Origin of the sequence: Streptomyces sp. NPDC096132 (assembly GCF_044763345.1) — a bacterium.
In the GTDB taxonomy this organism is placed as follows: Bacteria; Actinomycetota; Actinomycetes; order Streptomycetales; family Streptomycetaceae; genus Streptomyces.
Genome location: NZ_JBIWGA010000018.1, coordinates 158,899 through 184,121 on the forward strand (window position 1 = coordinate 158,899; position 25,223 = coordinate 184,121).

18 protein-coding genes and 2 pseudogenes are annotated in these 25,223 nt (G+C 70.9%); 12 read left to right on the top strand and 8 right to left on the bottom strand.

The features are described 5' to 3' along the window. Positions 1–196: 196 nt before the first annotated feature. Entirely contained in the window at positions 197–1,597 is a 1,401-nt protein-coding gene (locus tag ACIRF9_RS35430; RefSeq protein ID WP_403830764.1) for an MFS transporter, read from the top strand. Positions 1,598–1,848: 251 nt separating this feature from the next. Here the strand turns inward: ACIRF9_RS35430 and ACIRF9_RS35435 are convergent, their stop codons facing one another. Beyond that, the gene (locus ACIRF9_RS35435; protein ID WP_403830767.1) at positions 1,849–2,322 is read right to left on the bottom strand and encodes a MarR family winged helix-turn-helix transcriptional regulator; all 474 of its coding nucleotides are present in this window, start codon (positions 2,320–2,322) and stop codon (positions 1,849–1,851) included. 57 nt (positions 2,323–2,379) lie between these two features. Between ACIRF9_RS35435 and ACIRF9_RS35440 the strand changes: the two genes are divergently transcribed. Together ACIRF9_RS35440 and ACIRF9_RS35445 are read left to right on the top strand one after the other, a co-directional pair. Beyond that, a complete protein-coding gene (locus tag ACIRF9_RS35440; protein WP_403830770.1) occupies positions 2,380–3,129 on the top strand; it encodes a pirin family protein in 750 nt (249 codons plus the stop codon). Positions 3,130–3,171: 42 nt separating this feature from the next. Continuing rightward, a complete protein-coding gene (locus tag ACIRF9_RS35445) occupies positions 3,172–3,825 on the top strand; it encodes an FMN-dependent NADH-azoreductase (RefSeq protein ID WP_403830773.1) in 654 nt (217 codons plus the stop codon). A gap of 382 nt (positions 3,826–4,207) precedes the next feature. On the opposite strand, the gene ACIRF9_RS35450 is transcribed toward ACIRF9_RS35445, so the two are convergent. Next, positions 4,208–5,170 carry a helix-turn-helix domain-containing protein gene (locus tag ACIRF9_RS35450; RefSeq protein WP_403830776.1) on the bottom strand — a complete coding sequence of 321 codons (963 nt, stop codon included), beginning with the start codon at positions 5,168–5,170 and terminating at the stop codon, positions 4,208–4,210. Positions 5,171–5,419: 249 nt separating this feature from the next. Between ACIRF9_RS35450 and ACIRF9_RS35455 the strand changes: the two genes are divergently transcribed. The 8 genes from ACIRF9_RS35455 to ACIRF9_RS35490 are packed head-to-tail and all read left to right on the top strand — an operon-like array spanning position 5,420 to position 14,633. Next, positions 5,420–6,538: a saccharopine dehydrogenase family protein gene (locus ACIRF9_RS35455; RefSeq protein WP_403830778.1), complete on the top strand. Its 1,119-nt coding sequence runs from the start codon at positions 5,420–5,422 to the stop codon at positions 6,536–6,538. Beyond that, positions 6,535–7,761, top strand: coding sequence for a thiolase family protein (locus ACIRF9_RS35460; RefSeq protein WP_403830780.1), 1,227 nt, complete (start codon positions 6,535–6,537; stop codon positions 7,759–7,761). The genes ACIRF9_RS35455 and ACIRF9_RS35460 overlap by 4 nt, the downstream gene beginning before the upstream one ends. Before the next feature lie 20 nt (positions 7,762–7,781). Continuing rightward, on the top strand, positions 7,782–8,615 hold the full coding sequence (locus tag ACIRF9_RS35465; protein WP_403830782.1) for an enoyl-CoA hydratase/isomerase family protein: 834 nt from the start codon (positions 7,782–7,784) through the stop codon (positions 8,613–8,615). After that, the gene (locus tag ACIRF9_RS35470) at positions 8,612–9,946 is read left to right on the top strand and encodes an acyl-CoA dehydrogenase family protein (protein WP_403830783.1); all 1,335 of its coding nucleotides are present in this window, start codon (positions 8,612–8,614) and stop codon (positions 9,944–9,946) included. The genes ACIRF9_RS35465 and ACIRF9_RS35470 overlap by 4 nt, the downstream gene beginning before the upstream one ends. Next, entirely contained in the window at positions 9,933–11,495 is a 1,563-nt protein-coding gene (locus ACIRF9_RS35475) for a long-chain fatty acid--CoA ligase (protein ID WP_403830785.1), read from the top strand. Before ACIRF9_RS35470 ends, ACIRF9_RS35475 begins: the two co-directional genes overlap by 14 nt. 6 nt (positions 11,496–11,501) lie before the next feature. Further along, positions 11,502–12,647: an acyl-CoA dehydrogenase family protein gene (locus ACIRF9_RS35480; RefSeq protein WP_403830788.1), complete on the top strand. Its 1,146-nt coding sequence runs from the start codon at positions 11,502–11,504 to the stop codon at positions 12,645–12,647. Between the two features lie 37 nt (positions 12,648–12,684). Beyond that, positions 12,685–13,716, top strand: a complete 1,032-nt coding sequence (locus tag ACIRF9_RS35485) for an NADP-dependent oxidoreductase (protein ID WP_403830790.1) — start codon at positions 12,685–12,687, stop codon at positions 13,714–13,716. After that, the gene (locus ACIRF9_RS35490; protein WP_403830792.1) at positions 13,713–14,633 is read left to right on the top strand and encodes an SDR family NAD(P)-dependent oxidoreductase; all 921 of its coding nucleotides are present in this window, start codon (positions 13,713–13,715) and stop codon (positions 14,631–14,633) included. Before ACIRF9_RS35485 ends, ACIRF9_RS35490 begins: the two co-directional genes overlap by 4 nt. 63 nt (positions 14,634–14,696) lie before the next feature. Here ACIRF9_RS35490 and ACIRF9_RS35495 read toward each other — a convergent pair. Next, positions 14,697–16,186 (bottom strand): annotated as a pseudogene (locus tag ACIRF9_RS35495) (MFS transporter). 109 nt (positions 16,187–16,295) lie between these two features. Between ACIRF9_RS35495 and ACIRF9_RS35500 the strand changes: the two are divergent. Continuing rightward, a pseudogene (locus ACIRF9_RS35500) lies at positions 16,296–17,308 on the top strand (Lrp/AsnC family transcriptional regulator). Between the two features lie 102 nt (positions 17,309–17,410). Here the strand turns inward: ACIRF9_RS35500 and ACIRF9_RS35505 are convergent. The 5 genes from ACIRF9_RS35505 to ACIRF9_RS35525 all read right to left on the bottom strand — a co-directional run bounded on the left by ACIRF9_RS35505 (position 17,411) and on the right by ACIRF9_RS35525 (position 25,204). Then, positions 17,411–19,660, bottom strand: a complete 2,250-nt coding sequence (locus ACIRF9_RS35505) for a glycoside hydrolase family 3 C-terminal domain-containing protein (protein WP_403830795.1) — start codon at positions 19,658–19,660, stop codon at positions 17,411–17,413. Between the two features lie 232 nt (positions 19,661–19,892). After that, a complete protein-coding gene (locus tag ACIRF9_RS35510) occupies positions 19,893–21,179 on the bottom strand; it encodes an MFS transporter (RefSeq protein WP_403830797.1) in 1,287 nt (428 codons plus the stop codon). An 88-nt stretch (positions 21,180–21,267) separates the two neighbouring features. Further along, the gene (locus tag ACIRF9_RS35515; protein WP_403830799.1) at positions 21,268–22,038 is read right to left on the bottom strand and encodes an SDR family NAD(P)-dependent oxidoreductase; all 771 of its coding nucleotides are present in this window, start codon (positions 22,036–22,038) and stop codon (positions 21,268–21,270) included. Positions 22,039–22,926: 888 nt separating this feature from the next. Beyond that, complete coding sequence (locus tag ACIRF9_RS35520; RefSeq protein ID WP_403830800.1) at positions 22,927–24,504, bottom strand: carboxylesterase/lipase family protein; 1,578 nt, start codon at positions 24,502–24,504, stop codon at positions 22,927–22,929. A 304-nt stretch (positions 24,505–24,808) separates the two neighbouring features. Next, positions 24,809–25,204: a winged helix-turn-helix transcriptional regulator gene (locus ACIRF9_RS35525; protein ID WP_403830803.1), complete on the bottom strand. Its 396-nt coding sequence runs from the start codon at positions 25,202–25,204 to the stop codon at positions 24,809–24,811. Between the last annotated feature and the right edge of the window lie 19 nt (positions 25,205–25,223).

A 25,223-nucleotide genomic window follows, 5' to 3' on the forward strand; every position in this document is an offset into this window, starting at 1 on the left:
CCGGCGCGGGACGACGGGCGGGGAGCATGCGTCCTCCGTGCCCGGGCGACGGAAGAACTGGATCATTCGTGGGCTGCGCCAGTACGTGCCGTCGCCGTCCGCACATCTCGGAAGGCGCCACATGAATACGGTGGGAAAGGTGTCGGGCTACGGCGAAACCGTGGGCAGTCCACCGGGGACCGAGGTGTCGGCACCAGTGCCCGACCATCGAGCGTGGGTCCTGGCGGTGCTGGGGGCGGCGCAGTTGATGGTCGTGCTCGACAACACGATCGTGAACGTCGCGCTGCCTTCGGCGCAGGCGGACCTCGGGTTCGGTAGCGGCGGTCGGCAGTGGATCGTCACCGCCTACGCGCTGGCCTTCGGGAGCCTGCTCCTGCTGGGTGGACGTCTGACCGACCTGATGGGACGCAAGAGGGCGTTCACGACGGGCCTGATCGGCTTCGCCGCCGCCTCGGCCGCCGGCGGAGCGGCCACCGGGTTCGGCATGCTGATCGTGGCACGCGCCGTGCAGGGGGCGGCGGGTGCCCTGCTCGCCCCGGCCGTGCTTTCCCTGATCACCACGACGTTCCCCGACGGAAGGTCACGGACACGCGCGTTCGCCATCATCGGCACGATCGTCAGCGCCGGAGGGGGGATCGGTCTGGTCCTGGGAGGTGTCCTCACCGAGTACATCAACTGGCGATGGACGATGTATGTCAACGTAGTGATCGCGGTCGCGGCGGCCTTCGGCGCGTGGGTCCTGCTGCCGATGCCGCAGAAGAATGACCGGCCTCGGATGGACCTGATCGGTACCGTTCTGGCGTGCACGGGTCTCCTGGGCGTCGTTCTCGGGTTCGCCCAGGCGGAGATCCGTGGCTGGGCCTCGCCCGTCGTGCTGGGGGCGTTGCTCGGCGGTGCGGTCCTCCTGGGGGGCTTCGTGCTCCGGCAGCATGTCGCGCCGGCGCCGTTGCTGCCGCTGCGGGTACTGCGCGACCGTGACCGCGTCGCCGCCTACGTCAATCGTTTCGCCTCCTCGACGGGCAACTTCGGCATCACCTTCTTCATCACCTTCTTCCTCCAGGAGAACCTGCATCTGTCCCCGATCCTGGCGGGCGTGGGCATCCTGCCGATGATCACCGGGGTCATGGTCTCGTCTAACGTCCTCGGAAACGCTGCCTGGCTGGCGCGCATCAGACCGAAGGCGGTCATTCTCACCAGCCTCGTTGTCACGGCGGCCAGTCTGGTGTGGCTCAGCAGGCTCGAGGCCTCCTCGTCGTACTGGACCGCCGTGCTGGGTCCCCTGTTCCTCTTCGGGATAGGCCAGGGAGTCAACACCACACTCGCCATGAGCAACGCGCTGGTCGGCCTCGACCCCGGCGACGTCGGAGTGGGATCCGCCATGTTCTCCGTAATGCAGCAACTCGGCGGTTCCGTCGGTACGGCCCTGCTGTCGACCGTCGCCAGCACGGCCGCCGCCGGATATCTCAGCTCCCACGCCGGCTCCCGTGACGCGGCGGCCGTACACGGCTACAGCGCGGCGTTCCTGACCATGGCGGCCTTCTTCACGGGCGCCGCGCTGCTGTGCGCGATCCTGATGCGGTCGAGGAAAGCCCGCTGATCGCTGCCCGGACAGGTGTCTCGGCCCACCCGGACGCCGCCTGAGCCGGGGCGGGCGGAGTCCTGGACGATATGCGTCGATCCCCGCCACGGGAGCGGCACGCGCAAGCGGGCCTGTCGTCCTTGATCCCGGCCGAGGTGTTCCGCCGTCGCCGTCGTCTCCGAGGTCACCAGCGGATACGGCGCCGAGGGTGCGCCGACGCCCCGGCCGCGTTGCTGACCGCTCGCCGGTTCCGAAGAGGGCCCGTGGCCTCAGTCGGCAGGGACCTCATCGTGTTCCGTGGCCAGGTGCTTGGTCACGAGCTCGGTGATGTCGCCCAACATGTCGAGCTGTTCGGGGGTGAGCAGGTCCGCGAAACAGTGGCGTACGGCTTCGAGCTGGATACGGGACGCGACCCGGACGGCGGCGAGTCCCGCCTCGGTGAGCACGACGTCGAAGCCGCGGGCGTCGTCGCAGGAGGCGCGCGCGATGGTGCCGCGGCCCTCCATGCGGGTGATCTGCCGAGAGAGACGGCTCCGGTCCCATTGCAGGATCCGGCACAGGTCCCGAGACCGGATCCGTCGCCCCGGCGCTTCCGACACGTGGAGCAGGACCGAGTAGTCGGCCTCGCTCAGGCCGCACTTGCGGGTGAGCCGCCTCGCCAGGAGCGCCGTCATGTTGATGCGCATGTCCTGGAAGCCGCGCCAGGCCCGCTCCTCCCGCTCGTCCAGCCACCTCGGTTCCATGATGGTCACTCTAGCATTTGTTGACATGGAAACTAAGTGTGCTCTAGCTTTGGTTCCATGGAAACAACCCGGGCGACCTTGCTCCCGAGGCAGGACCGCGCCAAACCCGCGCTCGGGGTCAACGCACTGTCCAACCGAGTGGTCGCGGGCGGTCACGCCGCTGACGGGCAGCCGTCCGCCGCACTGTTCTTCTGGTCCCACACGCGCTTCCTGAGCGACTTCACCTTCGGGCTGCACCCCCACGAGGGATTCGAAATCATCTCGTTCATCCTGGAAGGGCGTACCCGCCACTTCGACACCAAGACAGACCGCTGGCTGGACCTTCGGGGCGGAGACGCCCAGATCATCCGGTCGGGCTCCGGTCTGTGGCATCGCGAAGGCGCCACCAAGGGCGCGCGGGTGTTCCAGATGTGGTTCGACCCGGGATTCGACACCGCCCTGCGAATCGAACCGTCCTACACAGACCACCCGGCCGCGCAGTTCACGGCACGACCGAGCGGCGATGTCCTCGTCACGGACCAGGTCGGCGGCGACGGGCCGATACGGGCGCTCACCGAAGGGCTCTCGATTCGTCGTGTCGCCCTGGTACAGGGGGCCCGGGCGCAGCTGGACGTCGGCGCGCACCGCTTCACCCTGGTGTACGTCCTCGACGGCGAGGCCACAGTCAACGGAACCCGTGCCACGACCGACGACACCGTCTCACTCGGCGGCGCGTCCGCGATGACCGTGAAGGCCGCGGATTCTGCCGACCTCTTCCTCGTCTCGCTCCCCGGTCAGCCGGCTTACCAGCCGGTCCGCGGGCGCTGACGGCCCACTCCAGCACCTCTTACCCCCATTTGGAGAAAAGCCATGGCCACCTTGCTGCACATCGATTCCTCGGCCTACCCCGGGCAGGCGTCCACGTCCCGCGTGGTGACGGAGGCCTTCCGTGCCGCATGGGAGGAGCAGCACCCCACCGGCACGGTGATCTACCGCGACCTCGCCGCGGACCCGGTGCCGCACATCACGGCCGACGTCTACCTGGCCGGCATGGCCGCCCCGGCGGAACGCACACCCGAGCAGGTCGCCGCCTTCGCCCTGCGGGAGCAGCTCATAGAGGAGTTGGAGAGCGCGGACGCGGTCGTGATCGGCGCGCCCATGTACAACTTCTCGATCCCGTCCAGCCTCAAGGCGTGGCTGGACCACGTGATCCTCCTGGGCCGCACGGCCCGGGGCGAGAGCTCGAAGGTCAAGGGCACGCCTGTCACCGTGGTCACCAGCCGCGGCGGCTCGTACGCACCCGGCACGCCCCGGGCGCCCTACGAGTACGTCCTCAACTACCTGGAGGCCGTCCTGACGGCGACCCTGGAGGTGGAGCCCCACTTCATCGTGGCCGATCTGACGCTGGCCAAGATCATGCCCGGCATGGAGGAGCTCATCCCGCTCGGCGAGAAGTCCCGGGCGGAAGCCCTTGAGCAGGCGGCCGCCAGGGCCAAGGAGCTCGTGGGGCGTCTCGCGGCGTAGCCGACATCCGAACGGACGAGTCAGCGTCGCCTTCCCTCCTCCCCGGTTGTGCGGCGCGCACCGAAGCGGCCGAGTGTCCACTCGGCCGCTTCGGCTCGTTCGGGGCCGGCCTGGTTCCGTGCGGGCGGCGAAGACGGTGGTGAGAAACCTGGTCTCGCGCGACCTCTGGGAAGGCCGCGGGGCCACTCAAGCCGGAAGCCGCAAGCCGGGGCCGGCGTCCTGACCACGATCCGAAGACCGTGTCGTCCGTGCGGGAACCGGAGGCGTCTCATGACCCTGGCCGGGAGCGGCGCGGCATCTCGGCCCGGTCGGAAACCGTCCGGCTCGTGCCCGTCGGGGCTCCTGACGCGCGCGTCCGCCCGGTGTGGCGCGCCGCCTGTGCTCACTCCCCGGTGGTCACCCGCCGGTGCCGGGCCGCGACGCTGCTCGGTGTGACGCCGTACGCCTGCTTGAAGGCGCGGCTGAAGTGCGCCATGTCGTTGAAGCCCCAGCGGAAGGCCACGTCGGTGACCGTCGTGGTGCCGCCGGCCCGGGCGAGTTCCCGGTAGCAGATCCTCAGGCGCCGCTCGCGGATCCAGCGCCCCACCGTGCTGCCTGTGTCGCCGAACGCCAGATGCAGGGTGCGGACCGAGACGTCGAACGCCTCGGCCACGGAGGAGGCGCACAGGCCGGGGTCGTCGAGGTGGTCCTCGATGTAACGGCGGGCCCGCAGCAGCAGTGCCTCCCGCGCGGTGGGGGAGGAAGCGCGGGGAGCCGTGAGCGTGAGCGCCGTGTCGAGGGTGTCGAAGAAGCTCTGCGCGGCGATCGCCAGCCCGGCTTCGCCGACATGATCCAACTCCCGGGTGATGGCGCGCAGCTGGTCGGCGGCTATCGCAGTCAGACCCGACCCCGCGGCGACGGAGACGGCCCCGTGGCCACGAACCGCCGCGTCGGCCAGGCCCTGCGGAACGTGTTCGCGGGGCAGGAGCAGGGACAGCTCGTGGTGGGGGTCGACGGCGTCGAAGCCGTGGGCGATCTCGCTGTCCCACAGCAGCAGTTCGTCCGGACCGACCAGCAGCTCCCGGTCGCCGTGGCGGCACACCAGTCGCCCGCTGAGGTTGAGCAGCACCCCGATCCGGGGCTCCGCGCCCGCGTCGGCCCGCTGCCGCCCGGCGTATCCGCCGCCCCGGAACTCCGACACGGTGAGCTCGTCGAGCCTGCGGTAGCGCACCGCGGCGTCGAAGTGCTCCTGCCGGGGGAAGGAGAGCGTCCAGGCCACGTGCAGCTCGGACATCTTCTGGCTCCAGGCGTCCCGCACCGCGGTCGCCGGCAGCCCCTGACTCGACCATGTGTCCGCGACGGTCATCCGGGACCACCTCCTCGCCGCCCAGTGAAACCGGACGAGCCGGTTTCGCGCAACGCTCTGCGCCGGCGGATCGCGGAAGTGATCTCCCGCGAAGCCGTGGATGCGCAAATGGCCAAACGCGGCTGCGCTCTGGGACAAGCGGAGACGCCGCCCGTGACGCACGGTTCTCCTCACCGTCACAGAAGCCGGGGCCGCGACGTCGGGAACGACGTCCGGACGTCTCCCGGCGCACCACGGAAGGGAGCAGCCGTGAGCGATCGTCGTCCGGTCGTGATCTACGGGGCCAGCGGATCCACGGGCCGCCTGGTCGCCGAGTACCTCCGCGAGTACGACATCCCGTTCGTCGCCGCGGGCCGCAACAAGGCGCGCCTGCAGGAGGTGATGGACAAGGTCCCGGGCATCGAGACCGCCGACTACGAGATCGCCGAGACCGACGGCTCGGTCGAGTCCCTCACCCGGCTCTTCGAGGGCCGCCAGGTCGTCTGCAACACCGTCGGCCCGTTCCTGCGCTACGCCCCGCCGGTCATCGAAGCGGCCCTGGCCGCCGGGATCCACTACCTCGACACGGCCGGTGAGCAGACGCACATGCTGCGCTTCCTCGACGAGTGGGGTCCGCGGTTCGCGGCGAACGGCCGGGCCGCCTCCAGCGCCATGTCCGTCCAGTACGCCATCCATGACATCGCCGCCCGCATCTGCCTGGAGACCCCCGGCGTCGACAGCCTGGAACTGGGCTCGTACGCCAACGCCATCCCCACCGTCGGCTCCACCCAGTCGATCTTCGACGTGATCCGGGCCGAGGCGCACTACCTGGAAGACGGACGGCTGAAGAAGTACGACGGCGTCGTCGTGCAGGACGTCGTCGTACCCGGCTCCGGTCTCGTCCTCACCGGCACCAACTGGGGCGGCACCGCGCTCCCCGTCTTCTTCCGGGACGACCGCCGGGTGCGGGACTGCCGGATGTTCGTGGCGATGCGCAACCAGGACATCTGGCGGCGGGTGGTCGACCTGGAACGCCTGTTCAAGGTCTCCCTGCAGTGGCTGCCCGAGGAGGCCCTCTACCCCGTACTCGACAAGATGGCGTCCGGCATGACCGCGGACAGCCCGCCGCGTGAGAACCGGCAACACCAGCGGTCCCTCGACTGGTGCGTCGGCCGTGGCAACACGGTCACCACACGCGTCGTCATCCAGTGCACCACCGGCTACCAGATGACCGGCCTGATCCAGGCGTACGCGGCCATGCGCCTGCTCGGCACCACCTACCACGGCACCGGCTTCCGCTCGCCCGCCGAGCTGCTGGGCCACCGCGAGCTGATGGGCGCCATCGAGTCCTACGGCTTCGCCCGCGTCACCGAGGAGTCCCGGTCGTGAGCCGCCACGAGCGGGTCTGGATCGTCGGGGTCGGCATGACGGCGTTCGGGGTGCGCCGCGACGCCTCGGTCAAGGACCTCGCCCGGGACGCCGTCGCCGAGGCGCTCAAGGACGCGGGTGCCGTGCTCGGCGACGTACAGGCCGCGTACTTCGGCAACACCTGCCAGGACGTGCTGGAGGGGCAGGTCGTGGTCGGCGGCCAGATCGCGCTGCGGAGCATGGGTTTCGAGCGGATTCCCGTCGTCAACGTGGAGAACGCCTGCGCCACTGGCGCCACCGCGCTGCACCAGGCCGCACTGCACGTGCGTTCCGGCGCCGCCGACGTGGTGCTCGCGGTCGGCGTGGAGAAGACCAACACCGACGACAAGAAGAAGATGCTCGGCCTGTTCGACGGCGGCGTGGACGTCCACGACCCGGACGGCGTCGACGCGGTCCTGCGCGAGCTGGGCGGCGAGGTACCGGAGCGGACGACACCGCGCAGCCGTTTCATGGACGTCTACGCGGCCCTCGCCCGCGCCCACATGCGTGAGTTCGGCACCACGAAGGAACAACTGGCGCTGATCTCCGCGAAGAACCACGTACACGCCGTGGACAACCCCCTCGCGCACTTCCGCAAGGCAATGACGCCCGAGGAGATCCTCGTCGCCCGCACGGTCAACGAGCCCCTCACCGTCCCCATGTGTGCCCCGCTCACCGACGGCGCCGCCGCGACGGTCGTCGTCAACGAGGCCGGCCTGCGCCGCCTCGCGACCGCGCGGCCCGTACGGCTGCTGGCCTCCGTCATCGCCACCGGCAGCGTACGCCCGGTCACTGACTGGGAGACCTCGGTCAGCCGCCTCGCCGCCCGACAGGCGTACGAGGAGGCCGGGATCGGCCCCGAGGACGTCTCCGTGGCCGAGGTGCACGACGCCGCAGCCTTCGGCGAACTGCTGCAGACCGAGCTGATGGGCTTCTGCCCGATCGGGCGCGGCGGCGACTTCGCCGCCTCCGGTGCCACGACCCTCGGCGGCGGGCTCCCGGTCAACCCCTCCGGCGGCCTGGAGTCCAAGGGCCACCCCATGGGTGCCTCCGGCCTGGCCCAGATCCACGAACTCGTCCGGCAGTTGAGGGGCGAGTGCGGCTCCCGCCAGGTTCCCCACGCCCGTGTCGCCCTCGCCGAGAACGGCGGCGGCATGTACGCGGGCGAGGAAGCCGTCGCCGCCATCACCCTGCTCGGCGCCTGAACAACCCCCTTGGAGCCTCCATGAGTTACCAGACCCTCTCCCTGCGCCGCGACGGCCGGATCCTCTACGTCGACATCAACAACGGCCCGCTGAACCTGATGACGATCCAGATGGTCGGCGAACTCTTCGACCTCGCCGGGAAGCTGGTCTTCGACCAGGAGACGGGAGTCGTCGTCCTCGGCAGTGCCGACCCCGAGTTCTTCATCGCCCACTTCGACCTCGACGACCTGTTCCGCTCGATGAACGACCCGGACGTGCCGCAGAGCAAGTACCCGGACATCAACGTCGTCCAGGCACTCACCACCATGTGGGAGGCGCTGCCCCAGGTGACGATCGGCCTCGTCGACGGCATCGTGCGCGGAGGCGGACTGGAGTTCCTGCTCGCCACCCACATGCGGTTCGCCACCCCACGGAGCAGGTTCTGCTTCCCCGAGACCAGCGGCGGCTTCCTCCCCACCGGCGGCGGCACCACACGCCTCGCCCTCCACATCGGCCCGGCCCGCGCCCGCGAAGTCCTGCTCTCCGCAAGGGACTTCAGCGGCGATGAGGCCGCCGCGTACGGCATCGTCAACCGCGTTCTGCCCGCCGACGGCATCCGGGCCTACGTCGACGACCTGGCTCTGCGGGTCGCCGCCCGCCCCGCGGGTTCCGTGGCCGCCGTCAACCAGGTCCTGACCAAGGTCCTCGGCGGCGCCGTGGACGCCCAGTTCGCCGGCTTCGCCGTCGAGAACGAGGCCATGCGCGCCCTGCTCGGCATCCCCGCAGTCCAGGAGCACCTGAGGAAGCTGGCGGAACTCCAGGACGTCGAGCACGAGCGGGACCTGCCGGCGACGATCGCGGAGGCGGCCCGATGACCGTGCGCGGCGACAAGGCCGACGTCCGCCCCGGGCTGCCGTGCACCGAACTCAGCGGCTTCGAGCCGCAGTTGACCGCCGAGGAGCGCGCGCTGCAGCAGGCGGTGCACGCCTTCGCCGCAGAGGTCCTGCGTCCGGCCGGGCGCGCCCTGGACCGGATGACGGCCGAGGAGGTCATCGCCCCCGACTCACCGTTCTGGGAGGTACACCTCGTCGCCGCCAAGTCCGGCCTGGGCGACGGACCGGAGGCCGGGGACGATGTCCCGCCGGCGCTGCTGGCCCGTATGGCGGCCGTCGCCGTCGAAGAACTCGGCTGGGGCGACGCGGGGTTGGCGGTCTCACTCGGCGTCGGCGGTTTCCCGGCGCTGATGGCCCGGCGGGCCGGAACCCCCGAACTCGCCGACCTGTGCGCGGGCCGCCTCGGCTGCTGGATCGGCACCCAGCCCGACCGGGGCTCGGACGGACTGAGCCTGTACCCGCAGGAGCGGCACCCGAGCGCACCCCACGGCAACAAGGGCAACCTGACCGCCCGGGTCCGGGGCGGCGACATCGTCATCAACGGCCAGAGCTCGGCCTGGGTGTCCAACGGTCCGGTGGCCCAGGTCGGCCTCGCCTCCATCGCGGCCGACTACGGCGCGGGCTTCTACGACGAGGAGGGTCATCCGCGCGGCATCGAGGTGATCGTCCCCCTGGACCTGCCGGGTGTCAGCCGCGGAAAACCACTGGAGAAACTCGGTAAACGCGCCCTGCCCCAGGGCGAGATCTTCTTCGACGACGTCAAGGTGCCGCTGCGCCACGCCCTGTCCACCGAGGACGCCTACTGGCGCGGCCACGCCGCGACCTGGTCCTCGGCCGGGGTCGCCATGGGCCAGCTGATGACCGGCCTGGCCCGGGCCGCCTTCGAGACGGCGCTCGCCTACACCCACGAGCGCCGGCAGGGCGGGGCACTGCTCGCCGAGCACCAGCTGGTCCAGTACCGGCTGGGCCGGATGGGCAGCCAGGTGGAGGCCATGCGGGCGGTGTCCCGCCGCGCGACCGAGTACACAGCGCTCTCGCCGGCCAGGCATCCGTACTACACCGCCCAGTCCAAGTCCCTCTGCACCGACCTGGCCTTCCAGGTCGCCGACGAGGCGGTGCAGCTCATGGGCGGCAACGGCCTCACCCGGGAGTATCCCGCCGAGAAGCTGTTCCGCGACGCACGCGCCGCACGCATCGAGGACGGCGAGAACCACCTGCTGACCATGAAGTTCGGACATCTTGCGAGCCTCCTGCACCAGGACGGCCGGCTCGGTGCCGCCCGACAGCGAGGAGACGGCCGTGGCGATCACTGACTTCTTCGACCGCGGCTGGCGGTCCGCCCCCGAGGCCGTCGCCTTCGTCGCGGAGGACCGGACCTTCACCTACCGGGAGATCGGCGAGCTGTCCTGCCGCATCGCCAACGCCCTTGCGAACTCGGGCGTTTCACGCGAGACGAAGGGCGCGGTACTCGCCGCGAACGACCCCCTCGCCTGGGCCTGCGTGCTCGGGATGTGGCGGGCGGGACTGGCCTGGGTGCCGGTCAACCCGGCCAATCCGGCCGAGGAGATACGGCGCCTGCTGGCGGGCTTCGACTGCGAAGTGCTGTTCTGCCACGAGCAGTTCGTGCCGCTCGTCGAGAAGCTGCGCCCCGACCTGGCCGGACTGCGCACCGTGGTCTGCATAGGCGAGTCCACCGGCGCAGCGGACGTCACCATGCTGGATGCGTTCATCGCGGACGCACGCGCGGAACTCCCCGGCCACACACCCGCCCCCGACGCGGTGGCGGGCATCATGCCGACCGGCGGCACCACCGGCGCCCCGAAAGGCGTCATGAACACCCACCGGGGCCTCGGCGTCAGCGTCGTCCACCAGATGCTGGCCGCCCCCTACCCGGCGGACGAACCCGTCGTGAACCTCGTCGCCGCCCCGATGACCCACACTGCCGGCCTGCTCACCCTGCCCTGCGCGGCGCGGGGCGGCACGGTCGTCGTGATGTCCCGCCCCGACCCGCTGAAGCTCCTGGACCTCATCGAACGGCACCGCGTCACCGAGCTGTTCCTGCCGCCCACCGTGATCTACCGCCTGTTGGAGATCCCCGGCATCGAACAGCGGGACTTCTCCTCGCTGAAGTACCTGATGTACGGCTCCGCACCGATGTCGACGGAGAAGCTGCGCCGCGCGATCGAGGTGTTCGGCCCGGTGCTGTTCCAGGGGTACGGCCAGACCGAGGCGCCTTCCGGAATCGCCTTCCTGCGCCCCGAGGAGCACTTCACCGACGGCCGGATCGCTGACGACGCACGGCTGTCGGCGGCCGGCCGTCCGGCGCCTCTGGTCCGCGTGGAGATCCTCGACGGCGACGGACGGATCCTGCCCGCGGGCGAACCGGGCGAGATCTGTGTGCGGGGCGACCTCGTCATGAAGGGCTACTACAAGGACCCGGTCAGGACCGCCGAGACCATCGTCGACGGCTGGCTGCACACCGGCGACATCGGCCACCTCGACCACGAGGGCTTCCTGCACATCACCGACCGCAAGAAGGACATGATCATCTCGGGTGGCTTCAACGTCTACCCGAGCGAGGTCGAGCAGATCATCTGGCGGCACCCGGCCGTCCAGGACTGCGCCGTCGTCGGGGCGCCGCACCCGGACTGGGGCGAGGCCGTCACCGCCGTGGTCGAACTCAACGAGGGCGAGGAGCTGACCGAGGCGGACCTCATCGCGTACTGCCGCCCCCGGCTCGGCGGCATCAAAACGCCCAAACGGGTCGAGTTCGTCACCCAACTCCCGCGCAGCCCCAACGGCAAGGTCCTCAAGAAGGACGTCCGCGCCCCGTTCTGGCGCGACCACCAGCGAAGGATCTGAGACCCCGTGAAACGCACCCTCTTCGACAAGGACCACGAAAGCTTCCGCGAGGTGGTCCGTACGTTCGCCGAGCGCACCCTGGCACCCCGCCACGAGGAGATGCTGGAGCGGAAGTCCATCGCCCGGGACATCTGGCGGGAGGCCGGCGAGCTCGGCATCCTCGGCCTCTCCGTGCCCGAGGAGTACGGCGGCTCCGGCGCCGGCGACTTCCGCTTCAACGCCGTCGCCGACGAGGAACTCGCGGCGTTCAGCTTCGGCGTCGGCGCCAGCTTCGCCCTGCACACCGACACCTGCCCGCCCTATCTCGTCGAACTCGGCACCGAGGAGCAGAAGCACCGCTGGCTGCCCGGCGTCGCCTCCGGAGACCTCATCACCGCCATCGGCATGACCGAACCCTCCGGCGGCTCCGACCTTGCCGCGCTGCGCACCACCGCGGTCCGCGACGGCGACCACTGGGTGATCAACGGCTCCAAGACGTTCATCACCAACGGTCACCAGGCCGACCTGGTCGTCCTCGCGGCCCGCACCGGCCCCGGCGAGCGCGCCAAGGGCATCACCCTGTTCGTGGTCGAGGCAGGCACCCCCGGGTTCGAACGCGGGCGCAAGCTCGACAAGGTCGGCCAGGAGGAGGCGGACACCGCCGAACTGTTCTTCACCGACGTCCGCGTACCCGACGCGAACCGCCTCGGCGAGGTGGGCCAGGGCTTCGCCTCGATGATGCGGCTCCTGCCGCAGGAACGGCTGTCCACGTCGGTCACCTCCATCGGTCACGTCTCCCGCATGCTGCGCGAGACCATCGAGTACACCCGGGAGCGCAAGGCGTTCGGGCAGGCCATCGGATCCTTCCAGCACAACAAGTTCAGGATCGCCGAGCTGGTCACCCGGGTGGAGGCGGCCCAGGCCTACCTCGACAGCTGCCTACTCGCTCACACGCGGGGTGAGTTGACCGCCGTGGACGCCGCCAAGGTCAAGTGGTGGTCCGCCGAGGTCCAGAACGCTGTACTCGACGAGTGCGTCCAACTGCACGGCGGCTACGGCTACATGAACGAGTACCGCGTCGCCCGCGCCTGGCGGGACGCCCGCGTGACCAAGATCTGGGCCGGGTCCAACGAGATCATGAAGGAAGTCATCGGCCGTGACCTGGGCCTCTAGCACATCCCCGAACGACCGATCGATGGAGGTCTCTCGTATGTCCGCAAGCACCGTCAACCGCCAGTGGCTGCTGGCCCGCCGCCCCGTCGGCGCCGTCACCACCGACGACTTCCGCTACCACGAGGGCGACGTACCGACACCCGGCGAGGGCGACGTCCTCGTCCGCAGCCTGTACTTCGGCTACGACGCCAGCCAGCGCATCTGGCTCACCGACGACGGCGGCTACATGGAGCCGATCCGGGTCGGCGACCCGATGCGCACCATGGGCATCGGCCAGGTCGTCGCCTCCCGTGACCCCGGGTACCGGCCGGGCGACCTGGTGGAGGGCTTCATGAGCTGGCAGGACTACGCCCTCGTCCGCGGCGACGGCCCCATGCCGCTGCGCCCGCTGCCCCGCGCCGACTACCCGCTGTCCTGGAACCTCGGGGTGTTCGGTGTCGGAGGCCTCACTGCGTACTTCGGCGTCACCGACGGCCTCGGGGTGAAACCCGGCGACACGGTGGTGGTCTCCGCCGCGACGGGGGCCACTGGCTCCCTGGCCGGGCAGATCGCCAAGGCGCTGGGCGCCAAGAGGGTGATCGGCATCGCGGGCGGTCCGGAGAAGTGCCGGTGGATCGTCGAACAGGCCGGCTACGACGAGGCGATCGACTACAAGAACGACAAACTCGACGAACGTCTGCGGGAGTTGTGCCCGGACGGCGTCGACGCCTACTTCGACAACGTCGGCGGCGACATGCTCGACACCCTGCTCCTGCACATGGCTCCCCAGGGACGCGTGCTGATCTGCGGCGCCATGTCCTCCGGCTACACCGATGTCAGGCTGCAGGGCCCCACCAACTACATGCGGATCTGCACCCACCAGCTCACGGTGCGTGGCATCCTGCTCTTCTTCTACGCCGACCGTCTCGCCGAGGGCGCCGCCCAACTCGGCGCGTGGGTGCGGGAGGGCCGCCTGCACGTGGCGGAGGAGGTCGTCGAGGGTTTCGAGCACGCGCCCGCCCTGCTGCCGACGATGTTCAGCGGCAAACAGCCCGGCAAGCTGCTGCTTAAGGTGGCGGACCCCGAATGAGCGCGACCGGACGAACCGCGGCCGGACAGACCGCGACCCGACGGAGCGTCGCGCCCGTGGCCGTGGTCACCGGCGCGGCGAGCGGCATCGGGTTCGAACTCGCCCGCCGGCTCAGCCGTACGCACAGGGTCGCGCTGCTCGACATCGACGGTCCGGGGGCCGAACGGGCGGCGGCGGAGATCGCCGGGGACGCGCTGGCGGTCGGCTGCGACATCACCGACGCCGACGCCGTCACGGCGGCCGTGAAGACGGTCGTCGAGCGCTTCGGCGGCATCGACGTCGCCGTATCCAACGCCGGCATCGGCTCCGCGGGCGCCGCCCGGCACCTGGACCCGGACGCCCTTTCGAGACAACTCGACGTCAACGTCACCGGCAACTGGCGCTTCCTGCACGCCTGTCTGCCGCACCTTGAGGCGAGCCGGGGCTACCTCCTCGGGATCGCCTCGGCGGCGGCCCTCATGGCGCCGCCCGGTGAGGCGTTCTACGGCGCGAGCAAGGCGGGCCTCGAAGCGCTCCTCGACACGCTGCGCACCGAGGTCGCGCACCTGGGTGTGGATGTCGGCGTGGCCTACCTGATGTTCGTCGACACGCCCATGGTCCGCCAGGGCGACCGGGACCACCCCGACCTGGAACTGATGCGCCGTCAACTGCCGGGCGCTGCCGGGCGCACCCTCCCCGTCGAGACGGCCGCCGACATCCTGGCGGGCGGTGTCGAACGCAGAGCGGCGCGGATCTTCGTCCCGGGGTCACTGCGGGTCCAGCACGTCCTCCGCGGAGTGATCCGCTCGCTGATGGACCGGCCGTTCCGCCGGATGGCCCCGGAACTGGACGCCCTCACGGCGGCCAAGGTGCGCGAGCACGGTCCGTACGACGCGGCGTTCGGCCGACGTTCCCGGGCCGGCGGGCAGCTGGGGTAGACGGTGCTACACGCGCGCGGCCCCGCGCGGAACCGCGAAGGCTCCGGGCGGGACCGCCAGCGGTCAGTGGGCCGTGACCGGTGCCTGCTCCGCCGGAGCCGTGTCCCCACCCCCGCCCGACGCTTGGCGGGGGCTGCGGACCAGGGTCAGGACCACCAGGCCCGCGACGAGGCCGACCGAACCGGCGCTCACCAGAGCCGAGTTGAGCCCATAGGCGAACGCGGACCGCAGCACGTGCTCCGGGAATGCCTGCCGCAGGAAGGTCGCGCCACCCCGGCCAGGGTGTGCGCCGCGTCGTGCGGCAGGGTCTCACCCATGCGCGAGGTCAGCACGGTGCCGTAGACGGCGACCATGACCGCGTACCCCAGCTGCCGGAGGGTGTTCACCACACCGCCCGCCATGCCCGACCGCTCCGCGGGAACCGCGGCGAGCGCCGCACCGGAGATGGTGGGGGAGAGGAGTCCGGTACCGACACCCACCAGGACAAGACCCAGCATCAGGGACGGCCAGCTGGAATCCGCGTCGAGGAAGGCCTGCGCGAAGGATCCGGCGGCGAGCAGCAGCAGGCCCGCTCCCATGGTCCATCGTGCGACCACCTTGTGGGACAGCGCACCGACCGTCATCGCGACGACCATGGCCGCGGCCGGCAGCGGCAGCAGCGCGAGGCCGCCGTCCACGGGGTCCATGCCCAGCAGCGTCTGCATCCAGATCGACTCGTAGGCGATCACGCCGAACGCCACTCCGTCGAAGGCGAGCGCGCCCACCAGCACACCGACGAACGCCGGCTTGCTCAGCAGCCTCAGGTCCAGCAGGGGATGCGCCACCTTGCGTTCGACGAGCACGAACGCCACCAGCGCCGCAGCGGCGAAACCGAACGCCGTCAGCGTCCCGGTGGAGGTCCAGCCGTGCTCCCCGGCCCGCACCATCGCGTACGTCGTCCCGCCCGCGAACACCGCGAACGTCGCCATGCCCGCCCAGTCGACGCGCATCCCCCGCGTCCCCCGGGACTCCGGCACCACCTTCAGCGACAGCCACACGGTGACGATGCTCACCGGCACATTCACGAAGAAGATCCACCGCCAGCCCGGGCCCTCGGTCAGCACCCCGCCGAGCAGCGGTCCCACGGCCGCGGCCACACCGCTGACCGCGCCCCACACACCGAGGGCGGCGCCACGCTCCCGCCCCTGGTACACGGAGCCGAGCAGCGGCAGGGTGGTCGCGAACATCGCCGCCGCGCCCAGCCCCTGCAGCACCCGTGCGGCCACCAGCATGCCGGGCCCGGACGAGACACCGCACAGCAGTGAGGCGACCGCGAACACCACCACGCCCGCCACATGCACCCGGCGGCGTCCGACGATGTCGGCGGCGGCGCCGGCACCCAGCAGCAGAGCGGCCAGCGCCAGCGCGTATCCGTCGACGACCCACTGCAGATCGCTCAACGAGGCGTCCAGCGAGTGCGCCATGTCCGGCAGCGCCAGCACCACGATCGTCACGTCCAGCAACAACATGAACGTACTCAGGCAGATCGCTGTGAGCGGCCCCCATTTAGGCATGTCTTCAACTCCTTGTGCATTGATCAGGTACGGCTCCGTACGATGGCCCTCGCGCGGTCGGGTGAAGCGGAAACGGGCCTCTGACCGGTGAAACGCGACAGGAGAGTCAGTGCAGGCGACGAAAAGCAATCCTCCGCAGAGCGGCCCGTCGGGGTCCGACGACCTCGACCTGCTGATCCTCTCGGCGTTGGAGGTGAACGGGCGGGCTTCCTTCAAACGGATCGGCGCGGCGCTCGGTGTCTCCGACCAGACCGTCGCCCGCCGCTACCGCAGATTGTGCGCCGAGGCGGGGTTGCGGGTGGTGGCCGTGCGTGACCCGGAACGACTGGGGCTCGACCAGTGGATGCTCCGGCTGCGCTGTGTCCCCGACACCGCCCTGACCATCGCGGACGCGCTGGCCAAGCGCCCCGACACCGGCTGGATCGCGCTCGCCTCGGGTGGCACCGAGGTGATCTGCGGAACCCTGCCGCGCAACCCCTGGGACCGCGACGACCTGCTGCTGGGCAAGCTGCCCCGCACCCCCAGCATCGTCGAGATCCGCGCCCACCAGCTGCTCTTCCGCTTCTACGGCGGTCCGAGCGGCTGGCTGCGGAAGTTCGGGGCGCTGTCCGAGGAGCAGATCGCCGTCCTGCGCCCCGAGCCGGTGCCGGAGCCTGGCCCGGCCGGTATCGCGCCCGAGGATGAACCCCGCGTAGCCGTCCTCGAACGGGACGGACGCGCCGTCCACGCCGAGTTGCAGCACGCCACCGGCCGCTCCGAGTCAGCCGTCAAGCGCCGGCTGGCGGCCCTGGTGGCGTCGGGGGCCCTGTACTTCGACGTCGAGTGCGACGCCGCGATCCTCGGCTATCCGATCACCGCGGTCCTCTGGGTGACGGCCGCCCCGCCGCCCTGCGCGCGGTGGGCGAGGCGCTGGCCCACCACACCGAGGTCACGCACGTCACCGCGACCGCGGGGCCCTCCAACCTCATGGTCACCGTCCGCGCGAGGAGCACCGTCGGCCTGTACGACTACCTCAGCGGTCCGCTCGGACAACTGGAGGGCGTGCAACACGTGGAGACGACACCGTTTCTGCGGCAGGTCAAGCAGCTCACGTATCAGACGCCACCCCTTCGGACGCCGTAGCCGAACGAAAGGGCGGCCACGGCGCGGCGGGCACCTGGATGCCGGCCGCGCCATGGCCGCCTCGAACGGGGACCAGGGCCGGGGTGTCCCCCGGCCCGCCGACTACGGAGCCACGGGCTCGGGCGAGCGGCTCATCGTCATGAGCTGGTCGAGGAACTCCGCCGGGATCGGCGTCGGCAGGAAGCCGAGGAACTGACGCATCGGCATGGACTCGACCATGCGCATCGCGTCCTGGTTCTCCGCGGCGGCAGCGGCCTGCTCCTCGGACATCCCGGCCATGAGGGCCCCGTTGAGCACCGGGCCCACCGTCGTGTGGCCGAACCACTCGCCGACCGTGGAGTCCATGGTGAGGGGTACCGCCAGGCGATCCCCGGCGAGGTCCAGCGGCTGTACGGCGATCACGTCGTGGGCGTTCTCGCCGAGCTGGACCTCGTACCGTCCGGCGGCCAGGGTCCAGTCGTCGCGGGTGATGTCCCAGAAGGCGAAGGCACGGCGGTCGAGGTCGATCTCGACGACCTTGCTCTCGCCGGGCTCCAGCGCCACCTTGGCGAAGCCCCGCAGCTCACGGGCGGGGCTGCTGACCGGGCGCGCGGGCGCGGAGACGTAGACCTGCACCACGTGCTTGCCGGAGCGGTTGCCGGTGTTGGTGACGGTGACCGTGGCCCTGGCGGTGTCCTCGCCGGTCGCGGTCACCTGGAAGCCGCTCTGCTCGAACGTGGTGTAGCCGAGGCCGTGGCCGAAGGGGTAGCGGACGGCGACGTCGGCACTCTCGTAGTAGCGGTAGCCGACCATCACGCCCTCGCCGTACCGGACATGGCCCTGCTCACCGGGGAAGTTGAGGTAGGCGGGGTTGTCGTTGAGCCGGAACGGGATGGACTCCGCGAGGCGCCCGGACGGGTTGACCCGCCCGGTGAGCACGTCGGCGATGGCGCCGCCGCCGGCCTGGCCGGGCAGCCATGCCTCCACGATCGCGTCCACCTCGTCGTGCCATCCCTCCAGGGTCACCACACCGCCGTTGAGCACCACGACGACGGTACGGCGGGCCGCCCGGGCCACGCCCCGCACCAGCTCGACCTGGTCCTCGGGGAGCTGGATGTGGTCGCGGTCGAAGCCCTCGGACTCGTCCGCCTCGCGCAGGCCGATGACCAGGACCGCGGTGTCGGCTCCGGTCGCGAGCGCGACGGCCTCCTCGCGCAGCCGCACCGCGTCCGCCTGTCCCGTGATGTCGTAGCCCCGGGCGAAGCCGACCTCCGCCTCCGGCATCAGGGCGCGCAGCTCGGCGAGAGGGCTGTCGACCCGGGTGGCGTTGACATGCGAGCTGCCACCCCCTTGGTAGCGCAGTTCCTCCGCGAACTCGCCGACGACGGCCACACGGCCGACGGACGCGAGCGGCAGGGCGCCGTCCCGGTTCCTCAGCAGGACCAGGCACTCGCCGGCGACCTCGCGGGCGAGCCGGTGGTGGGCCTCGTGGTCCAGTTCGACCTCACCCGCGGGCCGGACACGCCCGGTGAGGTCGCGCAGGCGTGCCAGAGCCGTGTCGACCACGGACTCCTCGAGACGGCCCGACCGCACCGCCTCGGCGACCTCGGCGTCGGTGACGCCGCCGTTGCCGGGCATCTCCAGGTCCATTCCGGCCGCCAGCGCCGCGACGCGGTCGCCGACGGCGCCCCAGTCGGAGACGACCAGCCCGTCGAAGCCCCACTCCTCGCGCAGCACCTGGGTGAGCAGCCAGCGGTTCTCGGCGGCGTGGACCCCGTTGATCTTGTTGTAGGAGCACATGACGGTGGCCGGACGCGCCTGCTTCACTATGCGCTCGAAGGCCGGGAAGTAGATCTCGCGCAGGGCGCGGTCGTCGACGTCGGAGCTGACCCGCATCCGGTCGGTCTCCTGGTTGTTGGCCGCGAAGTGCTTGACCGACGCGGCGATACCCCCGCTCTGCATCCCCTCGACGAGGCTTGAGCCGAGTACGCCGCTGATCAGCGGGTCCTCGGAGAGGTACTCGAAGTTGCGGCCGCACAGCGGGGAGCGCTTGATGTTGATCGCGGGGCCGAGGAGCACGTCCACGTCGAGTGCGCGGGCCTCGACGGCCAGCGCCTCGCCGACCCGGCGCACGAGGTCGGGGTCCCAGCTGGAGCCGAGGGCGGCACCGGGCGGGAAACAGGTGGCGGGCTCGCTGCGGTGGACTCCGAGGTGGTCAGCCTCGCCCTTCTGGCGCCGGACGCCGTTCGGACCGTCACTGAGTACCAGCGCGGGGAATCCGGCTTCATCGTCGGGCTTGCTGGACCACATGTTCAGTCCGGAGAGCAGCGCGGTCTTCCGGTCCAGATCGAGCTGGGTGGGGTTCTGGGACATGATGCGAGTTCCTCGGAATGGTCGGTGGCGGACGGGCGGGCGGCCGTCGGCGATCGGCGAGCGGAACGGCTCGTGAGAGCGCTTTCGGGTGGATCGTAGTACAAAACCGAATAGCGCTCGGTTTTTGGTGCGTGCCCGGAGGGCGCGTCTTCGGGGGTGGCTGTGAGGGGTGCCTGCGGTGGACTTGTGTGGGGAGCGCGTTCGCGGAGGCCCGGTGAAGGGTGTCTCCGGTTCAGCGGACTCCCCGGATGGGCCGTACGGTCAGCCCGCCGGCCACCGCGACCCCCGCCGCGCTCAGGAAGAGAAGCGGGTAGTTGTCCCCACCGCCCACGGCGAGGATGAACGGCGCGACCAGCGGGGCGACCGACTGTGGCAGGGCGGCGGCGACGGCGAAGACGCTCATGTACTTCGCGCCCTCCGTCTCCCGGTTGGGGATGACATCGGTGATGAGGGCGATGTCCACCGCACCGAACATGCCCGCCCCCAGCAGGATGATCTGCGAGCCGACGAACACCTGCGCGAACGACGAGGCGAAGGCGATCACGACGAAACCGACGGCGAACGCGGTCGCGGCGAGGTAGATGAACCGTTTCCTGCGCCGCAGACGGTCCGAGAGGATGCCGCTCACCACGGCGCCCGCGGAGGTCATCAGCAGGCCGACACCGCCGGTGAGCGCCAGCAGCCCCGTCACCTTGCTCAGCTCGTAGTGGAGATGGTCGGTGAGGAAGTAGAGCTGGTACGTCGACAGGAACATCAGGCTGAGCTGGATCAGGAACCGGCCGCCCCAGGTCCAGCCCAGGTCGGGGTGGCGCCGGGGGTTGAAGGTGAGGTCGCGGAACATGGTCACCAGACCCTGCCGTTCCCGGTCCGCGCGCCGGGCCGCCGGATCGGGCAGGAAGAGGACCACGGGCAGCAGGGCCAGGCAGGCGATGACCGCGGGGACGAGGAAGAGCAGCAGCCCGGAATGCCGCAGCGGTGTGGCCAGCTGGAAGCCGGCGACCCCGGCGATCTGCGCGGTGAAGCCGAGCAGACCGGAGACCTTGCCGCGCTGCTGCTCCGGCACCTGGTCGGGGAGCATCGCCACCAGGGGGGTCATGAGCGCGCTGAGCCCGACCTGGCCGACGACGAAACCGGCCAGCAGGACGGACACCGACGTGCCCGCGCCGGTGACGGCCGCACCGGCGAGCAGGACCGGCATCCCGGCGAGCATCCAGGGCTTGCGGCGCCCCAGCCGGGACGTGGTGTTGTCGCTGAGTACCCCGAAGACCAGGCCGGACACCATGCCGACAAGAGTTCCCACGCCCACCACCAGGCCCAGGCTGCCGGTCTTGCCGTTCGGGTCGATGGTCTCCAGCCGCATCGCCAGCGACACCAGGAGCGGGGTCATCACCGCGACGTAGACGCCGAGATAGGCGATCACGTAGAGCGTGACGAACCGGCGGCCGACCGGCGGCGGGCCGTCCTCCGGGCTCCTCGGGCCGGCCTCGGTGGCGGGAAGCCCGGCGGCGTGCTGTGTCATCTTGGCCTCCGGCCGTACGGACACGTGAGAGTACACGTGTAGGGAAGGGGACGAAACGGGCACCGGATGCCGAGGTGCCCGTGCCGGGTTACTGGTGGGTTCCGCCGTCGATGCGGATCTCGGTGCCGGTGAGGAAGGCGCCGTCGTCGGAGACGACCATGGCGACGACCCCGGCGACGGCCTCGGGGGAGCCGAAGCCCTCACCGATGGCGGGGGTGAGCTTGCCGAGGAGGCTCCAGTCGGTGTCCTCGGGCATGAGGGAGAAGATGTTCTCGGTGATGCCGGAGGAGATGCTGCCGGGGTTGACGTTGACCGCGCGCAGCCCCTGCTTGCCGTATTCCTGGGCGATGCTGTGGGTGAAGGAGAGGATGCCGCCCTTGCTCGCGGAGTAGGCGGCCATCATCGGGTGGGCGAACTGGGCGGAGGTGGAGCTGAAGTTCACCACTACGCCTGTGCCTGTCTCCAGCAGGGCGGGCAGGGCGGCGCGGGTGACCAGGAAGGTGCCGGTGAGGTTCACCGCGATGACCTGGTTCCACAGGTCGAGGGAACAGGTGTGGGTGTGGGCCCCGCGCAGCATGCCGGCCACGTTGACCAGGGCGTCGAGCCCGCCCAGCGAGGCGATGGCGTCGGCCACGACGCTCCCCACGGCGGTCTCGTCGGACACGTCGAGTACGGCTGTGCTCAGCCGCTCGCCGGTGCCTGCCTTGGCCGCGAGCTCCGCGGTCTCGGCGAGGCCGTCCGCTGCGATGTCGGTCCCTGTGACCTGGGCTCCCTCGGACAGGAGCCGGAGTGTGGTGGCGCGGCCTATGCCCGAAGCGGCGCCCGTGACGAGGATGCGGCGGTCGGTGAGTCGTTGCATGGGTGTTCCCTCGTGTTTTCGCGGTGAGAGCTTGCCCCGTGTCGCTTCGTCGGGGAAGCGGGCGCGGCGTCAAGTCAATCGGGACCGGACACGTCGGCGGGAGCACGGCCCCGGATGCTGTCGGGGTGGCTCGGGGGCGGTGTGCGGTGCGACGCCCTTGCCCGCGTCCTGGAGGTGGAACCTTTCACATCTGTGGCGGCCGGGGTGGGGATGGTCTGTCTGCTCGGCAGTCCTGTGCTGCCGGGACGGATCTGCGTCGAGGCTGACGCGGTCGTCGCCGGAAAGCGGCTGTCAGGGGTGCCGAACCGAGCTGACCGGGTGCGAACCGGAAGTTCACACGCCAGAAACCTAGCTTTGTTCGGTTTTTATGGCTAGAGTTTCGGCCAGAAAGTTTTCGAGTCGCCGCCACGTGAATCGATTCATGCGGGCCCTGGCACCGTGTCGGACGGTTTGTCGGTACGTTCGTCGGCTCCGGGCCTGCGGCCCCGCACCGCGGCACGACGGTATGTGTGGTCGGGATGACGCTGCATGGTGGCGAGAGTTTCCTCGCCGAACCGGAGCGGCGGTTCACCCGACTCGAGAAACGGCGCCACCTGACGGGCGTCCGCAGCGGGGGTCGGCGCCCTGACCAGGAGTCGGCCCCCGCAGAAGTCACATTCCTCGGACGGGAACGTCCCCGCGCAGGAGTCCCCGCGCTCGCAGGTCCGTCCAGAGCCCCGGGGGCGGCACCCGGCGGTGCAGGTCCACGTTCTGCACGACGTGCGTCCCCGGGCCGGCGACGTGGTGGCGGACGGTCTCGGGCCGTTCGTCCCTGCCGCGCCGGTTCCGCCTCGGAGTCAGCCGCGAGCTGCTCGCGGGCACCGCTCGCCGCGGTCCCGAGCGGGGCGGTCAGGTGCCGAGGTCCCAGTGTGCCGCGATGTCGAGGGGCGGTTCATGGATGTCCCGCGGGTCCGGTCCGATCAGGCGGGTGGTCCCGGTGGGCGGGGCGGCGGGGTCGTGGGTCGGCCAGCCCGGGTCGGCCGTGCGCAGGAACCGCCTCCAGGCGGTGGCGAGTTGCTCGCGTGTGGCCCGGTTGTCGGGGGTGTCGATGTCCAGGGCGGCGAGCCTGTCGCCGAGGTAGAACGTCTCGGCGCCGTGAAACGCGCCCGTGCCCGCACCGAAGGGCTCGGCGGACAGGAGGTAGGTGTGCGCGGTGCCGCCCGCCGCGACCTGGGCGCGGGCGAGCCGGGCGGACGGGACGCGGTAGACGGCGTCGCTGAGGAACAGTGTGCGCAGATCGCGCAGTTCGTCCGGCGGGGCGGCCTCCGGACGGCCGGGCCGGGGAGCCGCACCCCGGAGCCGTACGCGGTATGCCTCCAGGAGCGCCGCCGGGTCGGCGACACCCGCCCGGTTCATCTCGGCCGTCAGGGCGTCCTCGTCGGCGAGGCGGTAACCGGCACCGCCGAGCTCCGCCCACATGTGGATCTCGTCGCGGTTGGCGCCGATCAGGAGTGGGATGCCCACGGCGGCTCCGGCCCCGACGGCGTCGAGGGGACGTGCCGGCAGCACCGTACCGTCGTGGACCACGCCCCAGATGCGTCCTCCCGGCAGGTTGCGCCGGCCGACGTCGGAGTCGACGACGGAGGACTGCGCGTCGAGGATGCGTCCGAGTGGGGCGGTCGCCAGTTCGTCGAGGGACTTGACGCCCACGGCGGAGAGGAAGCTCTCGGTGAGTGCCCGCGCGATGTCGGGGGACTGCACGCGGGTGACGCTGCCGCTCTGCAGGATCGCCTTGTGGAACAGGCCCTTCGCGTCCGGGAGGGCCAGCAGCGCGCCGACGGAGAACGCCCCGGCCGAGGCGCCGGCGACCGTGACGTTGCCGGGGTCGCCGCCGAAGCGGTCGGCGTTGTCGTGGATCCAGCGCAGGGCCGCGGCCTGGTCCTGGAGGCCGAGGTTGGCGCTCGCGGTCCACCGCTCGCTGCCCGGTCCCGTCGGGTGGAGCCATCCCAGCGCCCCCACCCGGTAGTTGGCGGCCACCACGACCGCGCCGGTCAGCAGGGACAACGCCGCGCCGTCGAAGCTCGGCGGCGACGCCGTGCCCGACTCGAACGCTCCGCCGTAGATCCACATCAGCACGGGCAGCCGGCCGTCGACGTCGGGGGTCCACACGTTCAGGTAGAGGCAGTCCTCGGAGAACTCGCCGTCGGCTGCCCCGAGCGCCCGGGCGACGCCGACCGCGTGCGGACCGAGCGCCTCGATCTCGGGGGTGATGCCGGTGTGCTGGGCCGGTGCCGGCGGGAACCGCGACGCGTCGCGGACACCGGTCCAGGGCGCGGCGGGCACGGGCGGCCGCAGCCGCAGTCCGCCCACGGGCGGAGCGGCGAACGGGATTCCGGCGAAGCACAGACCGCCGTCCGAGCGGACTCCGCGGACGGCTCCGTGGGTGGTCGTCACCACCGGGCGCGCCGTCTCCTGGGAATCGGTCATCTCGTCATGCCTTTCACGCTCGGCCTCGTCGTCCTGTCGTTCGCCCCCGGTGCCGCCGGGGTGCCGGCTCCGTGACCCACCCGTCCACCCGTAAGGCGCTGGTACCGGCTCGGCGCGCGGCGGGCGGTCGGAAGGCTCCCTGTGCGGGCGAGAGCCTAGACGTGAAAACCGAACACTACAAGGTTTTCGCCAGGAGGGACGTCCTCGAGTGCGGTCCGCGACGGCAGGCCGCGTCCAGGCGGCGCCGGGGTCGGGCGGCGCCGGGGTCGGGCGACGGCGATCCCGCCTTCGCGCGTCGCGACGCTCATCGGTCCTGGGCGCGCCCCTCGTAGTCGTGCCGTGCGGCGACGACGGCGTCGTGATGCGCGTCGGCCCACTCCACGAGGCCGATGACCGGGCCCAGGAACGAGCGTCCCAGCTCTGTCAGCGTGTACTCCACGCGAGGAGGCACCTCCGGGAAGACCGTCCGCTGGACGAATCCGTCCTGTTCGAGCTGCCGGAGGGTGCGCGCCAGCATCTGCTTCGAGACGTCGCCGATCTCGCGCGACAGCTCACCGAAGCGTTTCGTCCCCTCCGCCAGCGTCGTGACGACCAACAGGCTCCACTGGTCGCCGACCCGGTTCAGGATGTCGCGGACGACACAGTGGGGATCGAGTGCGCCCTTCCGTTTCGCCAGGAAGTCCGACGCGGTGTGTGACATACCAGAGCCTCCCGTTCCC